The organism is Ruegeria sp. HKCCA4008 (assembly GCF_013033125.1).
GTDB lineage: Bacteria > Pseudomonadota > Alphaproteobacteria > Rhodobacterales > Rhodobacteraceae > Ruegeria.
Genome location: NZ_WQDM01000003.1, coordinates 185,350 through 205,757, shown reverse-complemented (window position 1 = coordinate 205,757; position 20,408 = coordinate 185,350). Strand labels below are relative to the sequence as shown.

The 20,408-nt window shown below is 58.3% G+C and carries 22 protein-coding genes; 17 read left to right on the top strand and 5 right to left on the bottom strand.

Annotated features, from left to right (window positions below; genetic code table 11):
• Window positions 1-68: 68 nt before the first annotated feature.
• A complete protein-coding gene (locus tag GOW60_RS09005; protein ID WP_171229030.1) occupies window positions 69-221 on the top strand; it encodes a hypothetical protein in 153 nt (50 codons plus the stop codon).
• Here GOW60_RS09005 and GOW60_RS09000 read toward each other — a convergent pair.
• Complete coding sequence (locus GOW60_RS09000) at window positions 197-793, bottom strand: LysE family translocator (protein ID WP_171118858.1); 597 nt, start codon at window positions 791-793, stop codon at window positions 197-199. The two genes, GOW60_RS09005 and GOW60_RS09000, sit on opposite strands and share 25 nt — an antisense overlap.
• 73 nt (window positions 794-866) lie before the next feature.
• Here GOW60_RS09000 and GOW60_RS08995 point away from each other — a divergent pair, with 73 nt between their 5' ends.
• Together GOW60_RS08995 and GOW60_RS08990 are read left to right on the top strand one after the other, a co-directional pair.
• On the top strand, window positions 867-1,319 hold the full coding sequence (locus tag GOW60_RS08995) for an Lrp/AsnC family transcriptional regulator (protein ID WP_171229029.1): 453 nt from the start codon (window positions 867-869) through the stop codon (window positions 1,317-1,319).
• 119 nt (window positions 1,320-1,438) lie between these two features.
• A complete protein-coding gene (locus GOW60_RS08990; RefSeq protein ID WP_171229028.1) occupies window positions 1,439-2,017 on the top strand; it encodes a PA14 domain-containing protein in 579 nt (192 codons plus the stop codon).
• 44 nt (window positions 2,018-2,061) lie between these two features.
• Here the strand turns inward: GOW60_RS08990 and GOW60_RS08985 are convergent, their stop codons facing one another.
• Window positions 2,062-3,024 (bottom strand): L-malyl-CoA/beta-methylmalyl-CoA lyase, encoded by a 963-nt coding sequence (locus tag GOW60_RS08985; protein WP_171229027.1) that lies wholly within the window; start codon window positions 3,022-3,024, stop codon window positions 2,062-2,064.
• Between the two features lie 295 nt (window positions 3,025-3,319).
• Between GOW60_RS08985 and dgcN the strand changes: the two genes are divergently transcribed.
• The 3 genes from dgcN to GOW60_RS08970 all read left to right on the top strand — a co-directional run bounded on the left by dgcN (window position 3,320) and on the right by GOW60_RS08970 (window position 6,233).
• Window positions 3,320-4,321: an N-acetyltransferase DgcN gene (gene dgcN, locus GOW60_RS08980; protein WP_171229026.1), complete on the top strand. Its 1,002-nt coding sequence runs from the start codon at window positions 3,320-3,322 to the stop codon at window positions 4,319-4,321.
• A gap of 75 nt (window positions 4,322-4,396) precedes the next feature.
• Window positions 4,397-5,362 carry an N-acetyl-D-Glu racemase DgcA gene (gene dgcA / locus GOW60_RS08975; protein WP_171229025.1) on the top strand — a complete coding sequence of 322 codons (966 nt, stop codon included), beginning with the start codon at window positions 4,397-4,399 and terminating at the stop codon, window positions 5,360-5,362.
• Window positions 5,363-5,372: 10 nt separating this feature from the next.
• Entirely contained in the window at window positions 5,373-6,233 is an 861-nt protein-coding gene (locus GOW60_RS08970) for a D-amino-acid transaminase (RefSeq protein ID WP_171229024.1), read from the top strand.
• Window positions 6,234-6,431: 198 nt separating this feature from the next.
• On the opposite strand, the gene GOW60_RS08965 is transcribed toward GOW60_RS08970, so the two are convergent.
• The gene (locus GOW60_RS08965; RefSeq protein WP_171229023.1) at window positions 6,432-7,334 is read right to left on the bottom strand and encodes a LysR substrate-binding domain-containing protein; all 903 of its coding nucleotides are present in this window, start codon (window positions 7,332-7,334) and stop codon (window positions 6,432-6,434) included.
• A gap of 172 nt (window positions 7,335-7,506) precedes the next feature.
• Here GOW60_RS08965 and ugpB point away from each other — a divergent pair, with 172 nt between their 5' ends.
• The 7 genes from ugpB (at window position 7,507) to rpsD (ending at window position 14,380) form a co-directional block, all read left to right on the top strand.
• A complete protein-coding gene (ugpB, locus tag GOW60_RS08960; RefSeq protein WP_171229022.1) occupies window positions 7,507-8,817 on the top strand; it encodes a sn-glycerol-3-phosphate ABC transporter substrate-binding protein UgpB in 1,311 nt (436 codons plus the stop codon).
• Window positions 8,818-8,878: 61 nt separating this feature from the next.
• The gene (gene ugpA / locus GOW60_RS08955; RefSeq protein WP_152459032.1) at window positions 8,879-9,760 is read left to right on the top strand and encodes a sn-glycerol-3-phosphate ABC transporter permease UgpA; all 882 of its coding nucleotides are present in this window, start codon (window positions 8,879-8,881) and stop codon (window positions 9,758-9,760) included.
• A 20-nt stretch (window positions 9,761-9,780) separates the two neighbouring features.
• A complete protein-coding gene (gene ugpE / locus GOW60_RS08950; RefSeq protein ID WP_171229212.1) occupies window positions 9,781-10,617 on the top strand; it encodes a sn-glycerol-3-phosphate ABC transporter permease UgpE in 837 nt (278 codons plus the stop codon).
• Window positions 10,618-10,620: 3 nt separating this feature from the next.
• Complete coding sequence (locus tag GOW60_RS08945; protein WP_171229021.1) at window positions 10,621-11,676, top strand: sn-glycerol-3-phosphate import ATP-binding protein UgpC; 1,056 nt, start codon at window positions 10,621-10,623, stop codon at window positions 11,674-11,676.
• Window positions 11,676-12,611 (top strand): glycerophosphodiester phosphodiesterase family protein, encoded by a 936-nt coding sequence (locus tag GOW60_RS08940; RefSeq protein WP_254443867.1) that lies wholly within the window; start codon window positions 11,676-11,678, stop codon window positions 12,609-12,611. The genes GOW60_RS08945 and GOW60_RS08940 overlap by 1 nt, the downstream gene beginning before the upstream one ends.
• Before the next feature lie 371 nt (window positions 12,612-12,982).
• Window positions 12,983-13,519, top strand: a complete 537-nt coding sequence (locus GOW60_RS08935) for a hypothetical protein (RefSeq protein ID WP_171229020.1) — start codon at window positions 12,983-12,985, stop codon at window positions 13,517-13,519.
• A gap of 240 nt (window positions 13,520-13,759) precedes the next feature.
• Window positions 13,760-14,380, top strand: a complete 621-nt coding sequence (rpsD, locus tag GOW60_RS08930; RefSeq protein ID WP_152459028.1) for a 30S ribosomal protein S4 — start codon at window positions 13,760-13,762, stop codon at window positions 14,378-14,380.
• 129 nt (window positions 14,381-14,509) lie between these two features.
• Here the strand turns inward: rpsD and GOW60_RS08925 are convergent, their stop codons facing one another.
• Window positions 14,510-14,971, bottom strand: coding sequence for an Lrp/AsnC family transcriptional regulator (locus tag GOW60_RS08925; RefSeq protein ID WP_152459027.1), 462 nt, complete (start codon window positions 14,969-14,971; stop codon window positions 14,510-14,512).
• A 102-nt stretch (window positions 14,972-15,073) separates the two neighbouring features.
• Between GOW60_RS08925 and GOW60_RS08920 the strand changes: the two genes are divergently transcribed.
• The 4 genes from GOW60_RS08920 to GOW60_RS08905 all read left to right on the top strand — a co-directional run bounded on the left by GOW60_RS08920 (window position 15,074) and on the right by GOW60_RS08905 (window position 19,386).
• Window positions 15,074-16,489 carry an aminotransferase class V-fold PLP-dependent enzyme gene (locus GOW60_RS08920; protein ID WP_171229019.1) on the top strand — a complete coding sequence of 472 codons (1,416 nt, stop codon included), beginning with the start codon at window positions 15,074-15,076 and terminating at the stop codon, window positions 16,487-16,489.
• 64 nt (window positions 16,490-16,553) lie between these two features.
• Window positions 16,554-17,639, top strand: a complete 1,086-nt coding sequence (gene hisC / locus GOW60_RS08915; protein ID WP_171229018.1) for a histidinol-phosphate transaminase — start codon at window positions 16,554-16,556, stop codon at window positions 17,637-17,639.
• The gene (locus tag GOW60_RS08910; RefSeq protein WP_171229017.1) at window positions 17,636-18,556 is read left to right on the top strand and encodes a prephenate/arogenate dehydrogenase family protein; all 921 of its coding nucleotides are present in this window, start codon (window positions 17,636-17,638) and stop codon (window positions 18,554-18,556) included. Before hisC ends, GOW60_RS08910 begins: the two co-directional genes overlap by 4 nt.
• Entirely contained in the window at window positions 18,553-19,386 is an 834-nt protein-coding gene (locus GOW60_RS08905; protein ID WP_171229016.1) for an extensin family protein, read from the top strand. Before GOW60_RS08910 ends, GOW60_RS08905 begins: the two co-directional genes overlap by 4 nt.
• Here GOW60_RS08905 and GOW60_RS08900 read toward each other — a convergent pair.
• Entirely contained in the window at window positions 19,383-20,381 is a 999-nt protein-coding gene (locus tag GOW60_RS08900; RefSeq protein WP_171229015.1) for a DUF2125 domain-containing protein, read from the bottom strand. The genes GOW60_RS08905 and GOW60_RS08900 overlap by 4 nt on opposite strands.
• Between the last annotated feature and the right edge of the window lie 27 nt (window positions 20,382-20,408).

Genomic DNA, 20,408 nt, shown 5'->3' with positions numbered 1-20,408 from the left:
AACTCGGCAAGATCCGAGTGGTGAAGATGTTCGATTTCAGATGGGCGAATTAAAAAAAACGGATACTGATGGCCGCCGCCAAGAAAGACCCCGCGCTGCGCGTTCTGGCCTGCACCCACGACAATCTAACGCGGCGTCTGACCCTGTACCCACCCGACACCGCGCCCGAGGATGTGTTGGCCGAAACCTGTCTGGGTCAACTGGGCCAGAGAACGGGATAGAGCGAGGCCACAAGCAGCACCGCCATTGTCCAGTTAAACGCAACCAGCCTGCGCGGGTTCGTCAGCACCCGCGACATCTGCTGCCCCAGAAAGGTCCATGTGCTCACCGATGGCAGATTGACCGCCCCGAAAACCAACGCCACAAGCGCAATCGCATGCAGGGTCTGACTGGGCGTGTAAGCGGTTGTGGCGGTCAGGGCCATGGCCCAGGCTTTGGGATTCACCCACTGAAAGGCAGCGGCTTGCAGAAACGTCATGGGTGTCCCCGCTGCCAAATCGCCTGCGGCTGGCGCGGCATGCGCGATCTTCCATGCCAGATAAAGCAGATAGATCACCGACACGACCTTCAGCACGGAATAGCTGACCGGGTACCGGTCAAAGACCTGAACCAGCCCGGCACCGACCAGCAGCACCATGAGCGTGAAGCCAAGGCCAATGCCCAGCATATGCGGGATCGAACGCCGAAAGCCGAAATTCGCACCCGATGCCATCAGCATCAGATTGTTCGGCCCGGGCGTAATGGATGTCACGAAGGCAAAAGCGATGAGGGCCAGAAGGATGTCGTAAGTCATGCTGCGAAGTATCGTCTGACCGGCAGCAAATGAAATTGCTTTTTCGTGCGCGTTTCCGCTATTTCTGCAACTTATGATGAAGAATGATCGGATAAATCGCCAGATATTGCAGGAACTGACGCATGATGGGCGCATCAGCAATCTGGAATTGGCCGAACGGGTCGGGCTGTCTCCGTCCGCCTGCCTGCGTCGCGTTCAAGAGTTGGAAAAGGCCGGCGTGATCACCGGCTATCGAGCGGTTCTGAACCCGGCCGCGATGGGTGTCGGCTTTGTCGCCTATATCGGGGTCGGTCTTGGTGAACACACGAAAGCGGCGCAAGAGGGGTTTGAGCGGGCCCTGCAACAAGCCCCCGAAGTGGTCGAATGCCACAACATCACCGGTACGATCGAATACCTGCTGCGCGTCGAATGCGCTGATCTGCCGTCCTACAAGACCTTCCATACCGAGGTGCTGGGAACGCTGCCTCATGTCACGTCGATCACATCCTATGTGGTCATGGGGTCACCCAAGGATCTGCGTGCGTAGCCACTGGAAATGTGAAGCCACACTCTCTTGCAGCGCAAATTTTCAGGGCCTAGTGTCATTGCAATGACGTTGCCAGAGGATACGCCCAGCCAAAACGGCACGCAAACAGGGAGATTACGATGAAACTCGTTCGAACAGTGGCGACCGCAGTTGCCATGTCGGTCATTGCCGGGGCCGCTTTGTCTGCCCCGCTGAAACTGCAACCCGCCAATCCACAGCCGTCTCCGAAGGCGGGTTTGAATGTCAAATACTTCGGTACAGGCAATCAACACAAGAAGATCCGGGATCTGAGTCAGGCAAAAAGCATGCTGTCTAAGGCGAAGCCCGGAAAGCCGTTGCGCGGGTTGGATTACCGGGACACCAGCAAGGGTGAGGATGTCTTGACCTTCGACCAGGCCTACAACGTTGCCGCCGAGGTCACAGGGTATATGCGGTTTGACTCGCCGGGCGTTTACGAGCTGGAAACGTGGTCGAATGACGGGATAGAGGCTTGGGTTGGCGGTCAGCAGATTGGCCGGGTAAATGGCATTCAGGGCTGTGAAGCCAATCAACGCACCGAAGTGGAAGTGCCCAAGGCGGGCTGGTATCCATTGAAGATCGTCTATTTCCAGAAACTGGGAACCTCTTGCCTGATGATGAAGTCAGGAAAGAAGGGGGAACGCTTCACATGGACGCCCAATGACGTTTTTGGCCGTTGAAGAATTCATGAAAGGGCGCTCGAAGGAGCGCCCTTTTTTATGGCTTAGCTGCCCGCCGCAATCAGTTCGGCCTGCGCCACGATGACTTCGGCCTGCTTGATTGAGGCGATGTCGACAAGACGGCCTTTATAGACGGTTGCGCCCTCACCGTTTGCTTTGGCCTGTTCCATTGCGGCCAGGATTTCGCGGGCCTCGGAAACGGCCTCATCCGACGGGGTAAAGACCTGATTGGCCAGTGCAATCTGCTTGGGATGGATCGCCCATTTGCCGACCATGCCCAGCGTCGCCGAGCGTTTCGCCTGAGCGATGTACCCTTCATCATCGCTGAAATCCCCGAATGGCCCATCCACTGGCAGCACCCCATGGGTGCGGCAGGCGGCAACGATGGCGGCTTGGGCCCAGTGCCACGGATCGGACCAGTGTTTTTCACCCTCGCGCAGCATGTAGTAGTTTTCCTGTGTGCCGCCGATGCCCGTGGTCTGCATTCCCATCGAGGCAGCAAAATCTGCGGCTCCAAGGCTCATGGCCTGCAAACGGGGAGAGGAGGCTGCGATCTCTTCCACATGCGCGATACCGGCAGCGGATTCGATAATGACCTCGAAGCTGATGGGTTTGGTTCGGCCCTTGGCGCGTTCAATGGCGGTGACAAGGGCATCCACGGCATAGACATCCGATGCGCAGCCGACTTTGGGAATCATGATCTGGTCCAGACGGTCGCCTGCCTGCTCCAACACGTCGACAACGTCACGATACCAATAGGGGGTATCCAATCCGTTGATGCGAACGGACATGTATTTGTTGCCCCAATCAACAGTGTTCAGGGCTTCGATGACGTTGGCGCGGGCGATGTTCTTGTCCGAAGGCGCAACCGAATCCTCGAGGTCAAGGTTGATCACATCCGCAGCAGAAGCTGCCATTTTCGGGAACAGTTTGGTATTCGATCCCGGACCAAACAGTTGGCAGCGATTGGGTCGTGCAGGCGCGGCGGGTTGGATGCGAAAGCTCATCTGGACCTCGTGTGGGTAATGAAATTGCGATTTTCTCGCCCAATGAGGTATTAAATTGCGCAACCTGGCGCAAGGGAGATTGTGCATCTGCGGCAATGCGGTTGCAGAATGCCGCGTGCCAGCGGCTGGGAAGTGGTGATTAAAGTTTAATCACTTTGGAAACTTCGAATAATTTTGCGCCTTTTGTGTCAATGGTGCAAGAAACTCGCGTACCCGCCGTGTTGGGCGGATCAAAACGCGAAACGCTCGTTTAAACGCTTCTCTAGCTTGGGCCGGAATCAAAGGAGTGACCGCAATGATCGAGACACCGTACCTGCTGTTTTTGGGCGATGCGCCCGACCAATTGGCGGCCAAAGTGGCTGTGGGCATCAAGGATTGGCGCCCGGAAAACGCCGTCGGCCAATATCGTATGGACGGCTGCAAGGCTGATCTGGGTCTGAAGGATATGACTCTGACCGAGGCCAAAGCGGCCGGCGCCAAAACGCTGGTTATCGGTGTCGCCAACCGTGGCGGCGTCATCAGTCAGGAATGGAAAAAGGTTCTGGTCATGGCGCTTGAGGAAGGGTTTGACCTAGCCTCTGGGCTGCACAACCTGTTGCGCGACGAGCCCGATCTGGTGGCGGTGGCCGAAGCAACGGGGCGAAAGCTGCACGACGTGCGTGTACCCGAGGTTGATTACCCGATCGCCAACGGGATCAAGCGCAGGGGCAAACGTTGTCTGGCCGTCGGCACCGACTGCTCTGTGGGCAAGATGTACACTGCAATGGCGATGGATGCCGAAATGCGCAAGCGTGGTATGAAGTCGACCTTCCGCGCGACCGGCCAGACGGGCATTCTGATCACCGGCGATGGCGTGCCACTGGACGCCGTTGTTGCGGATTTCATGGCTGGCTCGATCGAATGGCTGACACCGGACAACGATGACGACCACTGGGATCTGATCGAAGGTCAGGGATCGCTGTTCCATGTGTCCTATTCCGGCGTGACTATGGCGCTGATCCACGGCGGCCAGCCGGACGCGCTGATCCTGAGCCATGAACCGACCCGCGCGCATATGCGTGGTCTGCCGACCTATCAGCTGCCGACGCTCGAAACCCTGCGCGACACTGCGCTGGCGCTGGCCAAAGTGGCGAACCCGGATTGTCAGGTCGTCGGCGTTTCGGTCAACACGCAGCACATGTCCGAAGAGGACGCGACAGTATATCTGGCCAAGATCGAAGCAGATATGGGGCTGCCGGCGACCGATCCGTTCCGGTTCGGCTCGGGCAAGTTGGTGGACGCGTTGGCCGCGATGTGATCCAACCGGCCCGCCGGTGGCGGGCCGGTTCCGCCTCTGGCGGGAGTATTTGGGAAAAGATGAAGGAGCAGGTGCGTGCAGATAGAAGTCTCTCGCGATGTGTTTCAGTTGGCGCAGGTGTTTACCATTTCGCGCGGGTCACGGACCGAAGCAAAGGTGCTGACGGTGCGGGTGTCGGACGGAACGCATCAGGGCTGGGGCGAATGCGTTCCTTATGCGCGGTATGACGAAACGCTCGAGTCGGTCGAGGCCGAGATCGCCGGTCTGCCTGCTGAGTTCAGCCGCCGGTCGCTGATGGATCTGCTGCCTGCCGGTGCCGCCCGAAACGCCGTGGATTGTGCTTTGTGGGATCTGGAAAGCAAGCGCGCGGGTAAGCGCGCCTGGGATTTGGCGGGCCTGCCGGTGCCCGGACCCGAGATCACGGCCTATACTCTGTCGCTGGATACTCCGGAGGCAATGCAGGCTCAGGCGGCCGAAAACGCGCACCGCCCGCTTCTGAAGATCAAGCTGGGCACGCCAGATGACATGCCCCGGCTCGAGGCCGTGCGCGCCGGTGCGCCGAACGCCAGGATCATCGTGGATGCGAACGAAGGCTGGTCGGCCGAGGTTTACGCCGACCTCGCCCCGCATCTGGTGCGTTTGGGCGTAACACTGGTCGAGCAGCCGTTGCCGGCTGGTGACGACGACGCTTTGATCGGAATGGATCGCCCGGTGCCCGTCTGCGCCGACGAGTCCTGCCATGATCGCGCCAGCCTGCCCGGGCTGAAGGGGAAATACGATGTCATCAACATCAAACTCGACAAGACCGGTGGCCTGACCGAGGCGCTTGAACTGCGCAAAGCCGCAATCGCGGAAGGGTATGGCATCATGGTTGGCTGCATGGTCGGCAGTTCGCTTGCCATGGCGCCCGCGACACTGTTGGCGCAGGGTGCGATGGTGACGGACCTTGACGGACCGCTTCTGTTGGCCGAAGACCGCGACACCCCGCTGATTTTTGACGACGCCGGAGTTCACCCGCCCGAAGCGGTGTTCTGGGGCTGAGGAGACAAACATGACCCGAACCGTTTATGTAAATGGCGAATACCTGCCCGAGACCGAGGCCAAGGTATCCATCTTTGACCGTGGCTTCCTGTTTGCAGACGCGGTTTACGAAGTGACCAGTGTACTGGATGGCAAGCTGATCGATTTCGAGGGCCATGCGGTGCGCCTGAAGCGGTCTCTGGACGAGCTGGAGATGGCCGAGCCCTGCACCAACGAAGAGCTGCTGGAAATCCACCGCAAGCTGGTTGATCTGAATGGCATCGAAGAGGGGCTGGTCTACCTTCAGGTTTCGCGCGGCAGTGACGGTGACCGGGATTTTGTCTTCCCTTCGGCCGATACCAAGCCAAGCCTGGTTCTGTTCACCCAGAACAAGCCCGGGCTGGCTGACAGCCCGGCGGCACGGAAAGGTGCCAAGATCATCTCGATCGAGGACATCCGTTGGGGTCGCCGCGACATAAAGACCGTGCAACTGCTTTACCCTTCGATGGGCAAGATGATGGCCAAGAAAGCGGGCTGCGACGATGCATGGCTGGTCGAGGACGGCTTTGTGACCGAGGGCACCAGCAACAACGCATATTTCGTCAAGAACGGCAAGATCGTGACCCGCCCGCTGTCCAACGACATCCTGCACGGGATCACTCGCAAGGCCGTGCTGCGCATGGCAGCCGAAGCACAGATGGAAGTTGAAGAGCGGCTGTTTACCATCGACGAAGCCAAAGAGGCTGACGAGGCGTTCACGACCTCGGCCAGTGCTTTCGTGATGCCGGTGGTGGAAATTGACGGAGTCACGCTGGGTGATGGTACACCCGGTCCGATTGCCAAACGCCTTCGTGAAATTTACCTGGATGAAAGCCGAAAGGCCGCGATCTGAAGAACCACCACGTTGGACGGCGTTGCAGCAGGTTCCTGCGGCGCCGTGCCAACCTCAGTCGGACCCCGGGGCAGGGCAGGGAGTTTCGCTGTAGATCCCGCCGAGAATGAGCAGATCACATGCGACTTCCCGTCGGGACACCGGTCTTGTTGTCGGACCAATTCCTGCTTTGTCACAGGAATATCGTTGAAGGCGGGGCTACCCGACCTTGAAAGGGCTCAGGCTTTCCTGAAACTGCTCAATGAATTCCAGCGTTACCAATGACGGTTGCTTCAGAATTGGACGCACCAACGAAAGGGTATGCGTCAAAAATGGCTTAAATGGCCGATAACTCAATCCCCTCGACGTGTATTGGACAGCATCCAGCTCGCTAACGACCGAGACACCGACACCTTCCAGCGCCAATTCACATGCTGCCGTGAACTGCCTGACCTCGATATGCGAGTTCAATTCGACATTGGCATGTTGAAACACTTTCGAAAGCCGCCCGAAAAAATCGCTGTCGCGTCGAGTGTGGATGATTTTGCTGTGTGCAAGATCCGCCGGAGTAATTTCGGACAGGCCTTCCAACTCGTGCCCGGTGGGGAACACGCACACCGTGCGAACGTCGATGTCCCTGCTTTCTACCGCCGGATGACCGTGAAAGCTGTCGGTGATTCCGAAATCATACTGCTCGCCGATCATCCATTCCAGAATGCGTTCAGGTCTGTCTGGTTCGATCGTCAGGGTGACACCGGGCCGATCTTTCAGGAAACCGGCGACGACTTTGGGCAAATGGCTGGTGGCAAATCCCGGCAGGCAAGCGACACGGATGTGCCCTGCTTTGCGTTGTGTGATATCCTGACTGACATCCGAAATTTGTCTCATCAATTCGAGAACGCGCTCGACACTTGGCAAGAGATAGCGAACCTCCTGCGTTGGCACCAATCGGCCTTCCCGGCGGTCAAAAAGCTGAAACCCAAGCGACTTTTCCAGATCGGACAGCAATCTGCTGACAGCTGGCTGGGTCACGCCCAGATCAGCCGCCGCGGCCGTGACAGACCCGTTGGTGGTCACGGCCATCAGGGCCTCCAACTGCCGAACTCTCAGAATTTGACTCATTGCTGATCCCGATCTGCTGCGCCATTTCATAACACTATGTTATTTTTTCACCAAGTAGATAGGCCTTGAATTATATTTTTGTGACGTTAACGTCGTGAAATCGTCATGTGTGCCGTTTACGCGTTGCGGTCGGTATTCAACGAAGCATCAACCCTGATGCATGGGAGGAATCATGAAAAAGAATTTGCTTGGCGCTCTTGCCATCACCACGGCCTTGTCCCCCTTGGCGGCAATGGCGCAAACCGAAGTCCAGTTCTGGCATGCCTTCACCGGTCGCCTTGGGGAACTTGTCAAAGGACAGGTTGAAGAATTCAACGCCAGTCAGGATGAGTTCGTCGTGGTCGAAAGCCACAAAGGCAACTACTCGGAAACCCTGAATGCCGGGATTGCTGCATTCCGGGCCGGTGAGCAGCCGCATATCCTGATGGTGTTCGAAGTCGGCACGGCGACAATGATGTCAGCCAAAGGGGCAATCAAGCCGGTCTATGAAGTGATGGCCGAAAGCGGCGCGTCTTTTTATCCCGACGCGTATATTGGCGCCGTCAAAGGCTACTACACAACCACTGACGGAGAGATGCTGTCGCTTCCCTTCAACTCCTCGACGCCGGTCCTGTGGGTCAACCGCGATGCCATGCAAGCGGCGGGCGTTGATCCGGACACGGATCTGTCCACTTGGGAAAAAGTCGGCGAAGTCCTTGAACAGCTGAAGGCGGGTGGCGAGGATTGCCCGCTGGTGACGGCATGGCAAAGCTGGATTCACCTTGAAAACCTTTCAGCCTATCACGACGTTCCCTTTGCCTCACGTGACAACGGATTTGCCGGTCTGGATACCGAGCTGATGCTGAACGGTCCGGTGCAGGTTGCACATCTGACCGCAATGGGTGACTGGGCCAAGGACGGCAAGTTCATCTATACCGGTCGCAGAAACGAAGGCGGTGCGAACTTCCGGTCAGGCGAGTGCGCATTGTTCACCGAAAGTTCGGCCGGATACGCCGGCATCAAGGCCGAGGCCGAGTTCGATTTTGACGTGCGTCCGCTGCCCTATTGGGAATCCGTCACCAGTGAACCGCAAAACACCATCATCGGTGGCGCGTCTCTTTGGGTAATGGAGGGTCACGAGCCCGAAGAGTACAAAGGCGTCGGAGAGTTCCTGAGCTTCCTGTCATCACCTGACGTACAAGCGGCCTGGCACCAGAACACCGGTTATCTTCCGATCACCACAGAAGCGGGTGAGGTTACGCGTGCCGCTGGTTTTTATGACGAAAACCCGGGCACCGACGTCGCAGTGATCCAGATGACCGCGAAAGAGCCGACCGCAAATTCGAAAGGCTTGCGGTTGGGATCGTTCGACCAGATCCGGGGCATCATCGACGAAGAGCTTGAGGCGATCTGGTCCGGAGAGAAGACCGCTCAGGAAGCGATGGACAGCGCGAAGGAACGCGGTGATGCGTTGCTGCGCCGGTTCGAATCCGCCAATCAATAAGTCGTAACGTCATGCGGGCCTTTTCAGGGCCCGCATTTTCTTTCTTCGGTGGGTTTTCAGGATGGAAAAACGCGTCACCTTTCGCGGCTGGCTGTTGCCATTGGCGTTGATCGCCCCTCAGGTCATCATTTCCGCTGTTTTCTTTTTCTACCCCGCCGGTCAGGCCATCTGGCAGTCGCTGTTCATACCTGACCCGTTCGGGCTGTCGTCCCAGTTCGTGGGGCTCGGCAACTTTGAATTTCTGCTGAGTGACAAGTTTTATCGCGCCTCTTTCGTAACAACGGCGGTGTTTTCCACGTTGGTCACGTTGTGCTCGATGATCCCGGCCTTGTTTCTTGCAGTCATTGCGGATCGATTGATCAAAGGGTCCGGGGTCTATCGGACGTTGCTGATCTGGCCCTACGCTGTTGCCCCTGCGGTCGCGGGCGTTCTGTGGCTTTTCATGTTCAACACGCGCGTCGGCGTCGTGTCATGGTATCTTGGCCAACTTGGATATGACTGGAACCACGTTCTGAACGGCACCGAAGCCATGGGGCTGGTGGTCGTTGCTTCGGCCTGGGGGCGCATAAGCTATAACTTCCTGTTCTTTTTCGCTGCCCTGCAATCCGTTCCAAGATCCGTGATCGAGGCGGCGGCGATTGACGGCGCGCATTTCTGGCGCCGGTTCTTCACGATCGTGCTGCCGCTGCTGTCGCCGACGGCGTTCTTCTTGCTGGTGGTGAACGTCGTTTATGCCTTTTTCGAAACCTTTGGCGTGATCCACACGATCACCGGCGGCGGGCCGCAACAGTCGACGACAATCCTTGTCTACAAGGTATTCTCGGACGGGTTTGTGGGGCAGGACCTCGGCTCGTCTTCGGCGCAATCGGTCATCTTGCTGATCGTCGTGGGTCTGTTGACGGTCATCCAGTTCAAATACGTGGAAAAGAGGGTGCATTACTGATGGCGGCCCAACAGCACGGAATGGTCGAAAAACGCGGCGCGGGCATCTGGTTGTCCCATGCCCTCATGATCCTCGGTGTCCTGATCATATTTTTCCCGATATGGCTTGCCTTCGTGGCTTCGACCGTGACCCAGGCCGAGATCGTTTCGCCACCGATGCCTGTCGTGCCCGGCGATCAGTTCTGGGTGAACTACAAGGCGGCGCTGTTCTCGGGGGTAAATGTGCCCGTTGCCACGATGCTGTTCAACAGCCTGGTGATGGCAATCGGAATTGCAGTCGGCAAAATCATCATCTCTTTGCTGTCGGCTTTCGCGATCGTCTATTTCCGCTTTCCCGGACGAACGGCGTTCTTCTGGCTGATCTTCCTGACCCTGATGCTGCCGGTCGAAGTCCGCATCGTTCCGACGTTCGAAGTTGTCGCCGGGTTCGGCATGCTCAACAGCTATTACGGGTTGATCTTTCCCCTGATCGCCTCGGCCACGGCAACCTTCCTGTTCCGCCAGTTCTTTCTGACCATCCCGGATGAGCTTGCCGAGGCAGCCCGGGTCGACGGCGCGCGACCGATGCGGTTCTTCATCGATATCGTCGTCCCCATGAGCCGGACCAACATCGCCGCACTGTTCGTGATCCTGTTCATCTATGGGTGGAACCAGTACCTTTGGCCGCTGCTGATCACGACCGATCCCGAAATGAATACCATCGTGATGGGTATCAAGCAGATGTTCCCGTCCGGTGACGACTTTGCGCATTGGCCGACGATCATGGCGACGTCCATTCTGGCGATGATCCCGCCGGTCATCGTGGTGGTGTCGATGCAAAAGCTCTTTGTCCGTGGCCTTGTCGATAGCGAGAAGTAAGAAATGGCAACAGTTACTCTAGAGAATGTCAAAAAGAGCTTTGGCCCGACGGATGTGATCCACGGCGTTGATGTCGATATCGCCGATGGAGAGTTCATCGTGATCGTCGGCCCGTCAGGCTGCGGCAAGTCCACATTGCTGCGGATGGTGGCGGGGCTGGAAACGGTCACGTCCGGGGAAATCCGGATCGGCGGTGAACGCGCCAATGACAAAGAGCCCATGGATCGCGACATCGCCATGGTGTTCCAGAACTACGCGCTCTACCCACATATGTCCGTGCGTCAGAACATGGGGTATGGCCTCAAGATCGCGGGGCTGCCCAAGGCTCAGATCGATCAAAAGGTGACCCAGGCGGCTAAGCTGTTGCAGCTTGAACCTTTGCTGGATCGCAAGCCCAGGCAGTTGTCCGGCGGTCAGCGCCAGAGGGTCGCGATGGGCCGGGCTATTGTCCGCGAGCCCGCTGTTTTCCTGTTTGACGAGCCGCTCTCGAACCTCGATGCCAAGCTTCGTGTTCAGATGCGTCTGGAAATACGCGAACTTCAGGAAAAACTTGGGATCACGTCACTTTACGTCACGCATGACCAGGTCGAAGCAATGACGATGGCGGACAGGATGATCGTGATGAACGGCGGCATCGCCGAACAGATCGGCACGCCGCTCGAGGTCTATGAATCTCCGCAGACGCTGTTCGCCGCGCAGTTCATCGGCAGCCCGGCAATGAACATATTCGCAGCACGGCGCGAAAACGGGGCGGTCAAGATCGGAGAAGTCGAAGTCGGCCCCTCTGGGGGTTCGGACTGCGCCGTGAAGCTTGGAATAAGACCAGAGCACCTGTTGTTGGATGACAATGGCCCGCTTGAAGCCGCGATTCAGATGGCTGAACCGCTTGGGGCCAACACGTTGCTGCACGGTCACCTGTCGGGCTCTGAAAGCGCGATCACGGCAAGCCTTCCCGGTGTTCACCCGATCGAAGGTCGCCATCCGATTATGCGGTTCTCGGTGGCACCGGAGAACATGCATTTGTTTGACCACGCGACAGGCAAAAGGCTGGAAGGCTGATGGCGTTTCAACAGGTTGAGGCCTTTCGCGGTGGGGAGAACCTGATTCGGGTCGTGGGGCATCGTGGGGCACGGGGCGTGTTGCCTGAAAACAGCATGATCGGCTTTGACTTTTCACTTTCCATCGGCGTCCCGCTTCTTGAGTTTGACGTTGTCCTGACAGCCGACGAAGTGCCGGTCATTACGCACAATCATCGCCTGCATTCGGCCAGTTTCCGCGATGGCAATGGCCTGTTTCTGGCCGGGGAAGAGCCGAAAGTATCCTCGCTGACTTACGAACAGATCCGACAATTCGATATCGGGCGTCTGGACGGGCATTCCGCCTATGGCCAACGTTTCCCGGATCAGGCGCAAATAGACGATGTTCGTGTTCCAAGGCTGTTGGATCTGCTGGATTTGGTCGATGACCCGAAATACCGTGATGCCCATCTGATGCTCGAGCTGAAGTCGGACCCCGACCTGGCCCATGATGCGCTGTACCGAGAGAACTTTGTCCGCCGAGTACTTCGGGATGTTCGCGGCAAGGGTTTATCTTCGCGCGCGGTGCTTCACAGTTTTGATTGGAACCTGTTGGCGGAGTGTCAGAGGCAAGCTCCGGATATGCCTTCATCCTACCTGACGCAACTTCCGGACAATGCCGACGATGTTGGCGAGGATTCCTCAAAATCCGTTTGCCCGGACTTTCGTGGCCATCGCGACGAAATTCCAAACTTGGTAAAGCAGGCTGGCGGTTCGCTGTGGTGCCCGTACTTTGCGGATGTAACACCCGAAAACGTCACGCGCGCAAAAGAGCTGGGCCTGTGCGTCGTCGTGTGGACAGTCAACGAACACGAAGATATCGGCAGGATGATCGATCTGGGCGTGGACGCAATCGTATCCGACTATCCCGGGCGGGTTCAAAGACAACTGTCGGAGTCAGGCTTCCGTTGGCAATAGCGTACCGGTGATCCCGGCAACCCGAGGGTGACATGGATGAATTTCCTGCGCCATTTGAAAATTGACTCAAACAAAGGCCCTTCAGCCCGTTGACGCTCAGGACCCGCGTGCTTTTGCGGCCTGATTTGATGAGAGCCTTATCTCAGGAAACCGTTCTTGGGCGCGCGGCTGACGGAAATCCGGAACACTGCCCCCGTTGCTCTGAGCGTTGTACCCGCAGTTGTCGGGACAGCGTTCCACACGTTCTCCGATGAATTGGAATTGATATCTGGCATCGGTTTCAGCCATCGCTGACCACAACCGTCATCGACGGGCCGTCACCCCTGACGGATGGCGCCAAATATTGAGTCACATTAACAACAATCTTGTGATTGCTGCAGTTCTGTCTCTTTTCCGCCGGAATTTGTGCTGATAAGGATAAAATTAAGTGTTGGGGTGTTGTAAGTGCGAGTGGGCAGATGAGAGCCGGAACAAACGGTCAAATAGCTATTTCCTGGTGTCAGACGGAAATTGACGGGCTTGAAGACGCTCCTCTTTCCTGTTTGGCGATCGGATCGGCATGGTCATGGCGTGGTCAAGCAATCGTCATGAGCGAGGCTGCCGAGCAAAGAATCGGAAGAATAGGAAATGTCGGGGGCGCTGCCAGCCAGGTGAACAGCCACTTTCCAATTGTCCGTGACATTCCAGGCCACGTGGCCGGAACCCTTACCCTTACCAACGGTGCGCAGAAGTTCTCTGCCAAGCTTGTTGCCGATGGCAACGATACGTCGAGGGCTCTCGTGTTCGAAGGCGTTTGCCCCCCACGGGACGAAGAGTTCTGGATTGTCGAAGTGACCGAGCTTGCGATGATTCCAAACCCCGCCGCGAAAAGCGGCGCGACGGTAGTTTCTTTCCCGGTCTCAAACTAGGATTTCAAGGCGCCGCCAGACGGTTTCGGCGCGCTGCCGGGTCCGGTGGCTGTCTGCCCTGATCGTTTTTCTGAACTTTGCGGAATGCTGTGTTGACTCCGCCAGCATTGCGGATATAAGCGCGGCTTCATTGGTGTTGGTGGCCCCCGCAAGGGGATGCCTGTCATGGGGGAGACCTCAAGAGGACAACGCCCTTCATAGTGGCCCGTCGGGGCTTCGACCTAACGAAGGAGATCAGCCGTGACCAAACGCACGTCTGCCAAGTACAAAATCGACCGCCGGATGGGCGAAAACATCTGGGGTCGTCCGAAATCCCCGGTCAACCGTCGCGAATACGGCCCCGGCCAGCATGGCCAGCGCCGCAAGGGCAAACTGTCGGACTTCGGTCTGCAGCTGCGGGCCAAGCAGAAGCTGAAAGGCTACTACGGCGACCTGACCGAGAAGCAGTTCCGCCGCATCTACGCCGAAGCCGAGCGTGTGAAGGGCGACACTGGTGAAAACCTGATCGGCCTGCTGGAGCGCCGTTTGGACGCTGTGGTCTACCGTGCCAAGTTTGTCGCAACTGTTTTTGCTGCACGCCAGTTCGTGAACCACGGCCACGTCAAAGTGAACGGCAAGCGTGTCAACATCCCGTCCTACCGCGTCAAAGAAGGTGACGTGATTGAGGTACGTGACAAATCCAAACAACTGGCTGTTGTCTTGGAAGCCGTTGCGCTGGCCGAGCGTGACGTTCCTGACTACATCGACGCCGACCACTCGAAAATGACCGCGACGTTCGTGCGCGCGCCGGGCCTCAGCGATGTGCCTTACCCGGTCGTCATGGAACCGAACCTGGTCGTCGAATTCTACGCGAAGAACTGATCTTCGCCGCAATCGTATTCTGAAAGGCCGCGCTTTTGCGCGGTCTTTTTTATGGTTTGACCATGGCGCTGCCGTCATCGCGACGTTTCCCGCGCTTCCACTGGTGTTTTTGGGCAAATGAAGTGCCGGTCAGATCGGCAGGGGCCTGCCTTCGGCGATCGCTTCCATCGCGAAATACGAGGTCACGCTGTCCAGTTCGACCTTTTCGATCAATCGTTGATAGACCTTGTCATATGACGACATGTCCTGCGTTACGACTTTCAGCTGATAGTCGTAATCCCCTCCGATCCGATGAAAATCCACCACTTCCGGGATTGTCAGAACATGGCTCCGAAACGCCTGAAGCCACTGGGCAGAGTGGTGTCGGGTGCGGAGCATGACGAAGACCACAAGGCTCAACCCCAGTTCTTCTCGTGCGATGCGGGCCGTGGATCCGATCAGCACACCGTTTTCGTTCAGGGCCTTCAAGCGCCGCCAGCAGGCATTCTGGGACAGGCCAACCCGATCCGCCAATTCCCGCTGTGACAGGGTGGCGTCCTTTTGCAGCTCTTTCAGAATGCGTGTATCAATTTGATCTATTTTTGATGTCATAACTGATCATATGACACAAATTTTTTAAAATCCACGCAAAGATATGTGAAGTTTCCTCGGGCCAGAAATATCACATTGGTATAGCAGTAAGGAGCCAATGTCATGACCCTGTCCAAATTTCGTGCGGAACTCTGTTCCACCGCTCACAATTCAAATCTGCGCGATGGGCTGATCGGCGAGAACGTTCTGATCCCGGGTCTGCTTGGAGACGTGCCGCTTGTCTATGCGGATTACGTCGCTTCGGGCCGCGCGTTGCGTCAGGTCGAGGATTTTGTGGCGCAAGATGTATTGCCGTTTTACGCAAACAGTCACACCGAGGCCTCCTACTGTGGGTCCTACATGACACGTCTGCGCCGCGAAGCGCGGGCGGAAATAGCCCGCATTGTTGGTGCTCGGGAAGAGGACGCGGTGATCTTTACCGGGTCCGGCGCCACTGCGGGGCTCAATCGGTTGGTCAGCCTGCTAGGGGTGGCAGAGGCTGACCAGCCGATTGTCTTGATCGGCCCGTACGAGCATCACTCAAACATTCTGCCGTGGCGCGAAAGCAAGGCACGTGTCATCGAAATCCCCGAGGCCGAGGGCGGTGGTGTGGACCTGCATGCGCTTAAAGCCGCACTGGAGGCCCATGTGGATGCCGATTTGGTGGTCGGATCCTTTTCTGCCGCGTCCAACGTAACGGGCATTGTCACCGATCCTGATCCGGTCACACGGATGCTCAAGGCGTATGGTGCCTTGGCCGTTTGGGACTATGCCGGTGGTGGGCCCTACCTGCCGATGGACATGGGGCCGGAAGGGGCCCGAAAGGATGCGATTGTGGTTTCGCCGCACAAGTTTCCCGGTGGCCCGGGCGCGTCAGGCGTTTTGGTTGTGAGCCAATCGGCCGTGAAACGGACCTGCCCCAGCTGGCCCGGCGGTGGAACCGTCAGTTTCGTGTCACCGTGGCGGCACGACTACAGCATCGATCTGTCCACCCGGGAAGAGGCCGGGACGCCCAACGTGATCGGAGACATTCGTGCGGCGCTGGCCTTCATCGTCAAGGATGTCGTCGGAACGGACGAAATCGCCCAGCGTGAGGCGCAGTACAATCAAATGGCGCTGGACGGCTGGAAGAACAACCCGAACCTGACCCTGCTTGGGGTCGAGAAAGCGCACCGTCTGCCGATCTTTTCCTTCCTGGTGCGCGACACTGCGGGCCAGCCCGTGCATCAGCAGCTATTCACGCGGATGCTCAGCGATATATACGGCATTCAGGCGCGGGGCGGCTGTGCCTGTGCCGGACCCTACGCCCACCGCTTGCTGGGGATCGATCAGGCAACGTCAGAGGCGCTGCACGCTGCTTTGTCCGCCGGGGAAGAAATGAAAAAACCCGGCTGGGTGCGTCTGAATTTCTCATATCTGATGAGCGAAGAGACGGTTCAGTTCATCATCGACAGCGTCAATGACCTGTCGCACCGGACCGAAGAATTCACGCCTTACTACAACGCTGACCCGGCAACAGCGCGCTTCAAGGCCGCATGAGGGAATTGCCGCTTTTCTCAACCCTTTGAGACAGGTATGAGAGGCCCATTCAACGGAGCCTCTCATGACCAAGATCACCCCACAACCCGGCATTATGGACATCGCGCTGTATCAGGGCGGTCAGTCGCACGTGGCGGGAGTGGAGCATGTGATCAAGCTGAGCTCGAACGAGAACCCGTTTGGACCCAGCCCCAAGGCCATAGAGGCGGTGCGCGACAGCGCGGCCAGTCTGCATCGTTATCCCAGCACCGACCACGCGAGCCTGCGCGCGGCCATCGGCGCACGCCATGGGCTGGACCCGGCGCGCATCATCTGCGGTGTCGGCAGCGACGAGGTATTGCAATTCGTCGCCCAGGCTTACGCGGGGCCGGGGGACGAGGTGATCTATACCGAGCACGGGTTTTCCATGTACCCGATCATCGCCCGCATGGCCGGCGCGACGCCGGTCATGGTGGCCGAACGTGACCGCAAGGTGGATGTGGATGCCATTCTCGCCGCGGTGACGGGGCAGACGCGGATCGTGTTTGTCACCAACCCCGGGAATCCAACTTCGACCATGATCCCGAACGACGAACTGGAACGTCTGGCGTTGGGTCTGCCCGACGCCTGCCTGATGGTTCTTGATGGCGCTTATGCGGAGTTTGTCGATGGGTTCGATGGCGGGGCGTCGCTGGTTGACGCCCATGAGAATGTAATCATGACGCGCACCTTCTCAAAGGTGTACGGGCTGGGCGGAATGCGTGTCGGATGGGGCTATGCGCACCGCCCGATCATCGACGTGCTGAACCGGGTGCGCCAGCCCTTCAACCTGTCAATGACCGCATTGGCGGCGGCTGAAGCTGCGGTAAACGATGTGGAATTCCTGACCTTCTGTCAGGCCGAAAACGCGCGCCTTCGTGTGTGGCTGGCCGATCAATTGGCCAAGACAGGCGTGCCGTCGGACCCGTCCTGCACCAACTTCATCCTAGCGCGTTTCGCCGATCAGGCCGAGGCCGAGGCCTGCGATGACTACCTGAAAACGCAGGGTTTGATTGTCCGCCGGGTTGCAGGCTACAACCTGCCGAACGCCTTGCGGATCACCGTGGGCGACGAAGAAGCCTGCCGCCGTGTGGTTGCGGCGATCACTGCATTCAAAGAGGGCGCAGCATGAGCCAGATTTACGACCGCGTTGCGCTGATTGGGCTGGGCCTGATTGCTTCGTCCATGTTCTGGGCGATGAAACGTGCAGGGCTGGCCGGGGAAGTGACGGGTTATGCCCGGTCTGAAAAGTCCCGTGAAGCCGCGCGCAGGATCGGATTGTGTGACCGTGTTTGCGACACGGCACGCGAGGCGGTCGAAGGCGCCGATCTTGTCGTACTCTGCGTGCCTGTGGGGGCTATGGGCGCGGTTGCAGAAGAAATTGCACCCGTTCTGAAACCCGGTGCCACCGTTTCGGATGTGGGTTCGGTCAAGCGGGGCGTCATTCGGGCGGTGCAACCGCATATCCCCGACGGTGTGCATTTCGTTCCCGCGCATCCTTTGGCAGGGACCGAGCATTCCGGCCCTGAATCCGGGTTTGCCGAACTGTTTGACAATCGCTGGTGCCTGTTGGTCCCGGTCGAGGGTTCGGACCCGGATGCCATTGCCCGCCTGCGCGCGCTTTGGGAGGGTATGGGGTCGAATGTCGATGAGATGGATGCGGATCACCACGATCTGGTTCTCGCCGTAACGTCCCATGCGCCGCACCTGATTGCCTACACGATGGTTGGCGTGGCCGACGATCTGCGACGGGTAACCGACAGCGAAGTCATCAAATATTCGGCCGCCGGCTTCCGCGACTTCACCCGGATTGCCGCGTCCGACCCGACCATGTGGCGGGATGTGTTCCTGTCCAACAAGGATGCGACGCTGGAAATCCTGGGCCGGTTCACCGAAGAGCTTTTTGCCCTGCAACGCGCCATACGCACCGGCGACGGCGATCATTTGTTTGACTACTTCACCCGCACCCGTGCTATTCGTCGCGGCATCATCGATGCCGGGCAGGATACGGATGCGCCGGACTTTGGGCGGGGAAAGGCAAGTTCATGAGACTGCGCTGGGGGCATATTCTGATCGGGGTCGTGGCTTTGAGCGCCGCGCCGGTTCAGGCCGCGCCCCTTGATCAGTCTTTGGTGCCCCTCATGCGCCCTTTGACTGTTCAGCAGGCTGTCAGCGCGCCTGCCCCTTCTGATATTGCCAACCTGCGTCCGGTTTCGCGTCCGGTTTCGCCGCAAGTCACAGCTGCGGCGGCGCGCCCGTCGGAGCTGCCACTCCTGGGGCCGGATACGTCCTTGATGCCTTATTTGCGGCCCGAGTCCGTCGAGCAGCAGGTGTTGTTCAAAAGGCGCAAGCTGCGCAAAGGGTCTGTTTGCGGGGATATTGCCATTCAGGGCAAACTTGTTGGCCGGGTGGGCAGCAAGAATTCAGCCTGTGGTGTCAAGGATGCGGTACAGATCACCTCGGTTTCGGGAGTGATGCTCAGCCGCCCCTCGACGATGGATTGTGGCACCGCCATTGCGTTGAACAAGTGGGTCGACAAGACCGTCAAACCCACCTTCAAACGCCGCGGGCCCGTGGTCGAGCTGCAAATCGCCGCCCATTATGCCTGCCGAACCCGCAACAACCGCAAAGGCGCGCGGATATCCGAACATGGCAAGGGTCGTGCGATCGATATCTCAGGTTTCAAAATGGCCGACGGTGAGGTGGTGACCGTCCTGAACGGGTGGCGCAAGAACCCGTCTCAGAAACAGCTCAAGAAGATCTGGCGCGGAGCGTGCGGCCCCTTTGGTACCGTGCTGGGGCCGAATTCCGATCGCTATCACAAGGATCATTTCCACCTTGATACGGCCCGCTATCGCAGCGGACCCTACTGCCGTTAACGCAGGATCAGGCGCGGGGCAGGGCCCAAAGGCAGCGGCCCGAGCGCCACGAAACCATCGCGGAAATTCAGTTGCAGATCCAGCGCGTTGGGGTTTCCGCCCAGCCCTGCCAGAAAGTTCAGCCCTCGGGTGACGGGATCTACGGCCTGATCAGGAAGGGCTCCTGCCGCGTTTGCCATTGCGATCATATCCCGCCAGTTTTCGGCTTTGACGGCAATCTCTCCGGTCGGGATACCTTGGGCGTCCACATCCAGATCGCCTGTCGCGAACAGGCGCAGCTCACCCCATTTGATCTCGGCCAGACGCAGATCGATGGCCACGGGCTGCGGACGGCTGTCTTCGAGGGCGGACCGGCTCCAAACCTTGTCGAAAGTGGTGACCATATCCAGTTCCAGCGTCTCAAAGCTCTGCGGTAATGAACTTGCGGAATGCATCAGGGCCCGCAGTTTTTCCCCCGGTGTAAACCCATCCGCGCGGGCGGTGATGGAATAGGCTTCTGAAATTGGCGTTTGTTCCATGATCAGGCTCAGCGTGTCGCCCGAGGCCAGCTTGGTGGAGTTTTCCGTCACCGACCAGGCTCCGGCTGTCAAAGCCATTTTCTCCAGCACGAGCGAGACGCCGGGCTGCAATTGCAGCTCGGCAAGCAATTCGTCGGCCACAATTGTTGATGTCTGGTCGAAATATGACAGGCGTTGCGGTGTGTCCGCGAACCGCAATACCTGACGACCGGGCCAGATGGCGGGGCTTTTGAATTCGATCCAATCCGCGCTCCATGCCGTGCCGTTCACCGGATCCGCCAGCGCCGGATTGTTCAGACGGGTCATGTGGTGGGTCGGATAGCCCGCTGTCGCGACATTCGAGAAATCCGCTTGCCAGCCGCGCGCCTCCTGCTGTTCGAACCAGCCAGTGATCGCAGAGCGCAGGCCATATCCGGCCACGAACCAATAGGCGCTCCATGCCAGGGAAACAAAAATCAACACTCGTATCAGACGCATTCGAAAGGCCCTTTTTCCCGCCTTGGA

What these genes read in the sequence shown, in the direction of transcription:
- GOW60_RS08990 (WP_171229028.1), top strand. Translation starts at nt 1,439, where the DNA reads ATGAAACTCGTTCGAACAGTGGCGACCGCAGTTGCCATGTCGGTCATT.
- GOW60_RS09000 (WP_171118858.1), bottom strand. Translation starts at nt 793, where the DNA reads ATGACTTACGACATCCTTCTGGCCCTCATCGCTTTTGCCTTCGTGACA.
- ugpB (WP_171229022.1), top strand. Translation starts at nt 7,507, where the DNA reads ATGAAAAAGAATTTGCTTGGCGCTCTTGCCATCACCACGGCCTTGTCC.
- GOW60_RS09005 (WP_171229030.1), top strand. Translation starts at nt 69, where the DNA reads ATGGCCGCCGCCAAGAAAGACCCCGCGCTGCGCGTTCTGGCCTGCACC.
- GOW60_RS08920 (WP_171229019.1), top strand. Translation starts at nt 15,074, where the DNA reads ATGACCCTGTCCAAATTTCGTGCGGAACTCTGTTCCACCGCTCACAAT.
- ugpA (WP_152459032.1), top strand. Translation starts at nt 8,879, where the DNA reads ATGGAAAAACGCGTCACCTTTCGCGGCTGGCTGTTGCCATTGGCGTTG.
- GOW60_RS08970 (WP_171229024.1), top strand. Translation starts at nt 5,373, where the DNA reads ATGACCCGAACCGTTTATGTAAATGGCGAATACCTGCCCGAGACCGAG.
- ugpE (WP_171229212.1), top strand. Translation starts at nt 9,781, where the DNA reads ATGGTCGAAAAACGCGGCGCGGGCATCTGGTTGTCCCATGCCCTCATG.
- GOW60_RS08910 (WP_171229017.1), top strand. Translation starts at nt 17,636, where the DNA reads ATGAGCCAGATTTACGACCGCGTTGCGCTGATTGGGCTGGGCCTGATT.
- GOW60_RS08905 (WP_171229016.1), top strand. Translation starts at nt 18,553, where the DNA reads ATGAGACTGCGCTGGGGGCATATTCTGATCGGGGTCGTGGCTTTGAGC.
- dgcN (WP_171229026.1), top strand. Translation starts at nt 3,320, where the DNA reads ATGATCGAGACACCGTACCTGCTGTTTTTGGGCGATGCGCCCGACCAA.
- GOW60_RS08965 (WP_171229023.1), bottom strand. Translation starts at nt 7,334, where the DNA reads ATGAGTCAAATTCTGAGAGTTCGGCAGTTGGAGGCCCTGATGGCCGTG.
- GOW60_RS08995 (WP_171229029.1), top strand. Translation starts at nt 867, where the DNA reads ATGATGAAGAATGATCGGATAAATCGCCAGATATTGCAGGAACTGACG.
- hisC (WP_171229018.1), top strand. Translation starts at nt 16,554, where the DNA reads ATGACCAAGATCACCCCACAACCCGGCATTATGGACATCGCGCTGTAT.
- GOW60_RS08940 (WP_254443867.1), top strand. Translation starts at nt 11,676, where the DNA reads ATGGCGTTTCAACAGGTTGAGGCCTTTCGCGGTGGGGAGAACCTGATT.
- GOW60_RS08900 (WP_171229015.1), bottom strand. Translation starts at nt 20,381, where the DNA reads ATGCGTCTGATACGAGTGTTGATTTTTGTTTCCCTGGCATGGAGCGCC.
- GOW60_RS08985 (WP_171229027.1), bottom strand. Translation starts at nt 3,024, where the DNA reads ATGAGCTTTCGCATCCAACCCGCCGCGCCTGCACGACCCAATCGCTGC.
- GOW60_RS08945 (WP_171229021.1), top strand. Translation starts at nt 10,621, where the DNA reads ATGGCAACAGTTACTCTAGAGAATGTCAAAAAGAGCTTTGGCCCGACG.
- GOW60_RS08925 (WP_152459027.1), bottom strand. Translation starts at nt 14,971, where the DNA reads ATGACATCAAAAATAGATCAAATTGATACACGCATTCTGAAAGAGCTG.